The organism is Pseudomonas sp. PS02303 (assembly GCF_029959925.1).
GTDB lineage: Bacteria > Pseudomonadota > Gammaproteobacteria > Pseudomonadales > Pseudomonadaceae > Aquipseudomonas > Aquipseudomonas mandelii.
This window is the reverse complement of record NZ_JASCOM010000325.1, coordinates 1-5,875: the sequence shown is the minus strand read 5'-3', so window position 1 is coordinate 5,875 and position 5,875 is coordinate 1. Positions and strand designations below refer to the sequence as shown.

The 5,875-nt window shown below is 60.6% G+C and carries 8 protein-coding genes; 1 reads left to right on the top strand and 7 read right to left on the bottom strand.

Going from position 1 to position 5,875, the window contains the following annotated elements; translation table 11 throughout:
* Window positions 1–97 precede the first annotated feature (97 nt).
* Genes QMX98_RS31630 through QMX98_RS31610 form a run of 5 tightly spaced genes read right to left on the bottom strand, consistent with a single transcriptional unit; the run spans window position 98 to window position 4,006 of the window.
* Window positions 98–733 carry an SCO family protein gene (locus QMX98_RS31630; protein ID WP_010465646.1) on the bottom strand — a complete coding sequence of 212 codons (636 nt, stop codon included), beginning with the start codon at window positions 731–733 and terminating at the stop codon, window positions 98–100.
* Entirely contained in the window at window positions 730–1,629 is a 900-nt protein-coding gene (gene cyoE / locus QMX98_RS31625) for a heme o synthase (RefSeq protein ID WP_083375341.1), read from the bottom strand. Before cyoE ends, QMX98_RS31630 begins: the two co-directional genes overlap by 4 nt.
* The gene (locus QMX98_RS31620) at window positions 1,617–2,696 is read right to left on the bottom strand and encodes a COX15/CtaA family protein (protein ID WP_145306394.1); all 1,080 of its coding nucleotides are present in this window, start codon (window positions 2,694–2,696) and stop codon (window positions 1,617–1,619) included. Before QMX98_RS31620 ends, cyoE begins: the two co-directional genes overlap by 13 nt.
* Before the next feature lie 10 nt (window positions 2,697–2,706).
* Window positions 2,707–3,300, bottom strand: coding sequence for a hypothetical protein (locus tag QMX98_RS31615; RefSeq protein ID WP_042932974.1), 594 nt, complete (start codon window positions 3,298–3,300; stop codon window positions 2,707–2,709).
* A complete protein-coding gene (locus QMX98_RS31610; protein ID WP_083375340.1) occupies window positions 3,266–4,006 on the bottom strand; it encodes an SURF1 family protein in 741 nt (246 codons plus the stop codon). The genes QMX98_RS31615 and QMX98_RS31610 overlap by 35 nt, the downstream gene beginning before the upstream one ends.
* A gap of 70 nt (window positions 4,007–4,076) precedes the next feature.
* Here QMX98_RS31610 and QMX98_RS31605 point away from each other — a divergent pair, with 70 nt between their 5' ends.
* Window positions 4,077–4,280 carry a twin transmembrane helix small protein gene (locus tag QMX98_RS31605; protein ID WP_010465658.1) on the top strand — a complete coding sequence of 68 codons (204 nt, stop codon included), beginning with the start codon at window positions 4,077–4,079 and terminating at the stop codon, window positions 4,278–4,280.
* A 4-nt stretch (window positions 4,281–4,284) separates the two neighbouring features.
* On the opposite strand, the gene QMX98_RS31600 is transcribed toward QMX98_RS31605, so the two are convergent.
* Entirely contained in the window at window positions 4,285–5,172 is an 888-nt protein-coding gene (locus tag QMX98_RS31600; protein ID WP_282411931.1) for a cytochrome c oxidase subunit 3, read from the bottom strand.
* Between the two features lie 25 nt (window positions 5,173–5,197).
* A complete protein-coding gene (locus QMX98_RS31595; protein WP_010465661.1) occupies window positions 5,198–5,749 on the bottom strand; it encodes a cytochrome c oxidase assembly protein in 552 nt (183 codons plus the stop codon).
* Window positions 5,750–5,875: the final 126 nt, after the last annotated feature.

Here is a 5,875-nt window from a genome sequence, read left to right as displayed (position 1 = left end):
CCTCAACCCCCTCCCCCTGTCGCCGCCTGGGTTGCGGGCGACGGCGAGCACCCGGGCGCTTGCGCCGGCAAGCCTGGCTCCTACAGGGGCGTGGTGTTTATTTGCGGTTGAGCATCACCGGCAACTGCGCCACCAACTTGGCGTTATTCAGCGGTGCACGAATGAAGCCACGCTGTGTCCCGTCCGGCCCGATCACCGCGAGGTTGCCGCTGTGATCAACCGTGTAATTCGGCTTGCTGGTGTCTGCCGGAATGAACGGAATGCTCACCGCATTGGCCAGTTTCTGAATGTCTTCAATCGACGAAGGCGTCAGGCCTGTGAACTGCGGATCGAAGTAGCCCAGGTACTGCTTGAGCTGCTTGGGCGTGTCGCGGTTCGGGTCGACGCTGACCAGGATGATCTGCAACTTCGCCACAGCCTCTGGCGGCAGTTCACTTTTGATCTGGCGCAGCTGGGCGAGGGTGGTCGGGCAGATGTCGGGGCAGAAGGTGTAGCCGAAGAACAACAGTGACCATTTGTCTTTCAGCTCGTTGACCATCACCGGCTTGCCGTCCTGATCGGTCATCGTCACGTTTGGCAGGTTGCGGCTTTGCGGCAGCAAAATGATCCCGGCATCGATCAATGCCGTCGGATCGCCCTGGCCTTTTCCGGACAGCACTTTGTTGATGGTCAGGCCCAGAACCAGCGCGATCAGGGCGACGAGGATAAAGACGGTTTTCTGAGTTCGAGTCATAGGTTCAACAGTAAGTAGTGGTCTACGAGCAGCGCGATAAACAGCAGGAACAAGTAGTAGATAGAGTACTTGAAGGTGTTGATCGCCGCGTGCGGCCGAGTGCCACGGTACAGCACCACGGCCCATTGCAGAAACCTTGCGCCCAGTCCCAGGGCGCAAATCAGGTAAAGCATGCCGCTCATGTGGATCACGTAGGGCATCAGGCTGACCGCCAGCAGCGCGAAGGTATAAAGCAGGATGTGGACCTTGGTGTAATGCTCGCCATGGGTCACCGGCAACATCGGGATGTTGGCCTTGGCATATTCCTCTTTGCGGTGAATGGCCAGGGCCCAGAAGTGAGGCGGGGTCCAGGCGAAAATGATCAACACCAGCAACAAGGGTTCGGCGCTGACATGACCGGTGGCAGCGGTCCAACCGAGCAACGGCGGGGCAGCGCCGGCCAGGCCACCGATAACGATGTTCTGCGGCGTCGCGCGCTTCAGGAAACCGGTATAGATCACCGCATAACCGAGCAAGGACGCGAGGGTCAGCCAGGCCGTCAGCGCATTGGTGAAGGCCAGCAGTACGGCTTGCCCAAGCACCGCCAATACCAGGGCAAATGTCAGCGCCGCCGCAGGTGAAACGCGCCCTTCAGCCAAGGGACGTTTGTGGGTGCGCGCCATCACTGCATCGATACGCCGGTCCACCACATGATTCACCGCCGCCGCACCCCCGGCACACAACGCGATCCCCAGGTTGCCGAACACCAGCACCGTCCACGGCACCCCGGCGCGGGTCGCGAGGAACATGCCGACCAGCGAGGTGATGAGCATCAGCACCACCACTTTAGGCTTGGTCAGCTCCAGATAGTCACGCCAGATCGCCTGACTGTGACGTTCGCCGATCAGAGTCGCCATGGCATCTCTCCTTTTATTGTTATGGGCCCGGCTGAGTGTTTACGCGGGCTGAACCGCCAGCGTGCAAGGTTTTGCTGTTTGACCCGAACCAGGCTGGTTCGCGCGTGATAATTGACCAGCACCATCGTGAGCAACAGCGCTGCGCCCCCCGCGTTATGCGCGACCGCGACAGGCAGCGGCAGGTGGAACAAGACGTTGCTGATGCCGAGGGTGATTTGGGCCGCAAGGGCGATCAGCACCATTCCGGCCAAGCGCGTCATGCCAACCACTTTCAGTTGCCAGGCCAGCCCCAGCAGCACGAGCGTCACCAGCAACGCGCCGATGCGGTGAGTCAGATGGATCGCTGTGCGGGCATCACTGTCCAGTTGCCCTCCCAGGTAATTGGGGCCGATGTGTTGGGTCAGGTGAAAACCGTTGGCGAAATCAGCCGGTGGCAGCCATTGCCCATGGCAGGTCGGGAAGTCGATGCAAGCCACGGCTGCATAGTTGGAACTGACCCAGCCCCCGAGGGCGATTTGCAGGATTACCAGCAGCAACCCGGCCGTCGCCCAGTGCTGCAAACGCCGTGGCACGGTCAGCGCCGGCAGTACGCCGGACAGACGCAAGGTCAGCAAAAAAAGCAGGCTCAAGGTCGCAAAACCGCCGAGCAAATGCCCGGTCACCACCTGCGGCCAGAGCTTGAGCGTCACCGTCCACATGCCGAACGCCGCTTGGGCGATGACAACCACCAGCAGAAACAGCGGCAGCTTCACCGGTTGCCCCGGATGACGACGATGCACCCAGGCGCGACCGGCCAGCACTGAAATCAACAACCCGAGGGTGCCGGCGAAATAGCGGTGGATCATCTCGTTCCAGCCTTTGTGGGCTTCGACGGGTGCATCGGGAAAATGCAATTCGGCATGGGCTAGTTGGGCTTCGCTTTTCGGCACGCTGATAAAGCCGTAGCAACCCGGCCAGTCCGGGCAGCCGAGGCCGGCGTGGGTCAGGCGGGTGTAGGCGCCGAGCAACACCACAATCAGTGCCAGCAAGGTGGCAAACAGCGCGAGGCGAAATCCAGGTTTGGCCATGACGATGCCCTTATCCGATGTTCGACAGTTTCAGCAAATGACGCAGGTCGTTGAGCAGGTCCTTACCCTTCACCGTCGGGTCGTAGCGCAGCACCAGATTGCCGTGCGGGTCGATGATCCACAGTTGCGGTGCGGTTTTGCCTCCCGCTGTTTTGGTGAAAGTGGTCAGGTCCATTGGGTAGCGTTGCAGTTGCGGGTATTCGCGGGTCAGCTTGGCGTCGTAATCGGCCGCCAACGGTTGGGCCGCGGCCAGGGCGTGACTGGCACGCCCGGCATCGCGACCGAGGCCGATCTGGATCTGCCGCGCCAGATAAACCAGCTGCTGGCAGTCCACCGAACACTCCTTGGGCGCCGTGACCAGCAATTGCCAACGGTCCTCCTGCGCTTGCACGCCAAGGTCCGCGCGGGTCTGGCCGTTGCCGATCAGCTCGCCGTGATAACTGCGGCCTTCCGGCACCCAGAACTGCAACTTGTACATGCCCGTGGCGAGGATCATCGGACCGATCACCCCCAGCAGGATCAGCAATAACTGCAACCGGCCCTTGCGCCGACTCGCCGGCGTTTTCGCCTCAGACATGCTGGGTGGATTCATGGCCGCTCCCATGGTGTTTCTCCTTTGCGTTGTGCCAGCCGAGATAGAGATAAAGGCCGAACAGGGCGATCGACATGGCGAACCACTGCACGGCATAAGCGATATGTTTTTCCGGCCCCATGGCCACTACCGGCCAATCGGCCTGGTAGGACGCGGGGCCGGCTTCTGCGCGTAATTCGTAGGCAAAACCGTCACGGTCGAGCGCCGTCCACAGCTTGGCGGGTTCGACGGCAGTGATCAGTTGTGGCCAGGTGGCGGTGCTCGGGTCGGCGTGCAATTGGAAGGTGGCGCCGGGGGAGACGTAGACCCAGGCATCCAGGCTGAGGGCCTGAGTCGGTGTCGTGAACTGCGGCGGGGTACGCCGATCCGGCCACGGCAGCCAGCCGCGATTGACCAGCAACCAGAGCCCGGTCGCCTGGTCCTGAAACGGTTGCAGCAGTTCGACGCCGACCTTGCCGTCGCGCTGGCGGTTATCCAGCAGCAGGCTGTGTGCGGCATCGAACTGGCCGTGAATTTGAACCCGGCGAAAGGCTGGATCGTCGGTGTGTAGCAGCTCGGTGCTGGCCATCGGTTCAGCCGTGCGGCGCTCGGCGTAGCTGTGCAGCAGCGCGCTTTTCTCCGCGCCCCGGCTCAATTGCCAGAACCCCAGTGACACCAGCATGGGCAATAGAAGTGCGACCACCAGGGTCGGCACGATGCCCGGCCGGAAGCGCTTCATGGCGTCGCCAGAAAGTCGCTGGTTGCGATAGCTATACTCAAGTGCATCGCCTTTCCCCCGGAGTCCCACCATGCTCAAAGCAGCCATCGTCCTGATGCTGATTGCCACGGTTGTCAGCCTGTTCAGCGGCCTGTTTTTTCTGGTCAAGGACGACAGCAGCTCGAACCGCCTCGTCATTGCCTTGAGTGTTCGTGTTGCCCTGGCCGCTATCACCGTCGGCTTGATTGCCTGGGGTTTTTTCAGCGGCCAGTTGGTTTCTAGTGCGCCTTGGTAAAGCCTCAGAGCACGTAGACGAAAACGAACAGCCCGATCCACACCACGTCCACGAAGTGCCAATACCAACTCGCCGCTTCAAACGCGAACTGGTGCTCGTTATCGAAGTGCCCGCGCATGATCCGCATCAGCATCACAAACAGAATGATGGTGCCGATGGTCACGTGGGCGCCGTGGAACCCGGTGAGCATGAAGAACGTCGCGCCGTAGATGCCGGAACCCAGGGTCAGGCCCAGTTCGTGATAGGCGTGGATATATTCTTCGGCCTGAAAACCGAGGAACGCACAGCCGAGCAAGACAGTGATCGCCAGCCAGATTTTCAGCGCACCGCGATGGCCCTTTTTCAAAGCGTGGTGGGCGATGGTCACGGTGACGCTGGAGCTCACGAGCAACACGGTATTGAGCAGCGGCAGGCCCCAGGGGCTGATAACGTCCTTGGGTGCCGGGAAGAGTTTCGGATCCGGGTTGTTCAACAGCGGCCAAACGAACTCGAAGTTCGGCCACAGCATGTGCGCCAGGCCTTTCGCGCCTTCACCGCCGAGCGCCGGGCCGGACACATGCCGCACATAAAACAGTGCACCGAAAAAGGCGATGAAGAACATCACCTCCGAAAAGATGAACCAGCTCATGCCCCAGCGGAACGAGCGATCCATCTGGGCGCTGTACAACCCGCTGCGACTTTCCTTGATTACCGTGCCGAACCAGCCGAACAGCATGTAAGCCAACAGCAGGCCGCCGACGAAAAAGATCAGCGGGCCGTGGGATTCCGGCCGCGCAGCCTTCAGGTCGTTGAACCAGGTGGCCAGGCCGAACACGGTGACGAACATGCCGACGGTGGCGATGATCGGCCATTTGCTCTGGGCCGGTACGTAATAGTGTTCATGAGTTGCCATTTATTGTTCTCCTTATCGGGCACGCTCAGCCGCCAGTGTTTACAGCTACCGGTGGATGTCGGGCGGTGATATCGAACAGCGTGTAGGACAGCGTCAGGTGCTTCACTTCCTTGGGCATGTCGCGGTCAACGATGAAACGTACCGGCATCTCGATCCGTTGACCGGGCTGCAGCACTTGCTGGGTAAAGCAGAAACATTCGGTCTTGTGGAAGTACGCTGCCGCGTTGCTGGGTGCGATGCTCGGCACTGCCTGGGCGCTCATCGGTTTGTCGGTCGGGTTGTGCGCGATAAAAATCATCTCGTTCACTGCCCCCGGGTTGGCCGTCAGTTCGTCACTTTTGGGATAGAAATCCCAGGACATGTCGGCGGAGTTGGTCGACAGGAACTGCACACGCACCTGTCGCGAAGTGTCGACCGTCTGCTCGCCCTCGTACTGCCCGGCGGTCTTGCCATTGATGCCGAACGCCTTGCACATCACGTCATAGATCGGCACCAGGGCAAACCCGAAGATAAACATCGCCACCACCACCAACAGCAGGCGGGTGACGAGTTTTTTCATCGAAATCGAATCAGCCATGATTTCCAACCTCTACGCATAACCCGATAGGAGTGGGCCTTTGTGGCGAGGGAGCTTGCTCCCGCTGGGTCGCGAAGCGGCCCCAAAAGTTTTGCGTCTGCTTCGCAGCCGAACGGGAGCAAGCTC

Excerpts from the sequence above, each read along its gene's own strand:
- QMX98_RS31630 (WP_010465646.1), bottom strand. The coding sequence starts at position 733 with ATGACTCGAACTCAGAAAACCGTCTTTATCCTCGTCGCCCTGATCGCG.
- QMX98_RS31620 (WP_145306394.1), bottom strand. The coding sequence starts at position 2,696 with ATGGCCAAACCTGGATTTCGCCTCGCGCTGTTTGCCACCTTGCTGGCA.
- QMX98_RS31610 (WP_083375340.1), bottom strand. The coding sequence starts at position 4,006 with ATGAAGCGCTTCCGGCCGGGCATCGTGCCGACCCTGGTGGTCGCACTT.
- QMX98_RS31600 (WP_282411931.1), bottom strand. The coding sequence starts at position 5,172 with ATGGCAACTCATGAACACTATTACGTACCGGCCCAGAGCAAATGGCCG.
- QMX98_RS31615 (WP_042932974.1), bottom strand. The coding sequence starts at position 3,300 with ATGGGAGCGGCCATGAATCCACCCAGCATGTCTGAGGCGAAAACGCCG.
- QMX98_RS31605 (WP_010465658.1), top strand. The coding sequence starts at position 4,077 with ATGCTCAAAGCAGCCATCGTCCTGATGCTGATTGCCACGGTTGTCAGC.
- cyoE (WP_083375341.1), bottom strand. The coding sequence starts at position 1,629 with ATGGCGACTCTGATCGGCGAACGTCACAGTCAGGCGATCTGGCGTGAC.
- QMX98_RS31595 (WP_010465661.1), bottom strand. The coding sequence starts at position 5,749 with ATGGCTGATTCGATTTCGATGAAAAAACTCGTCACCCGCCTGCTGTTG.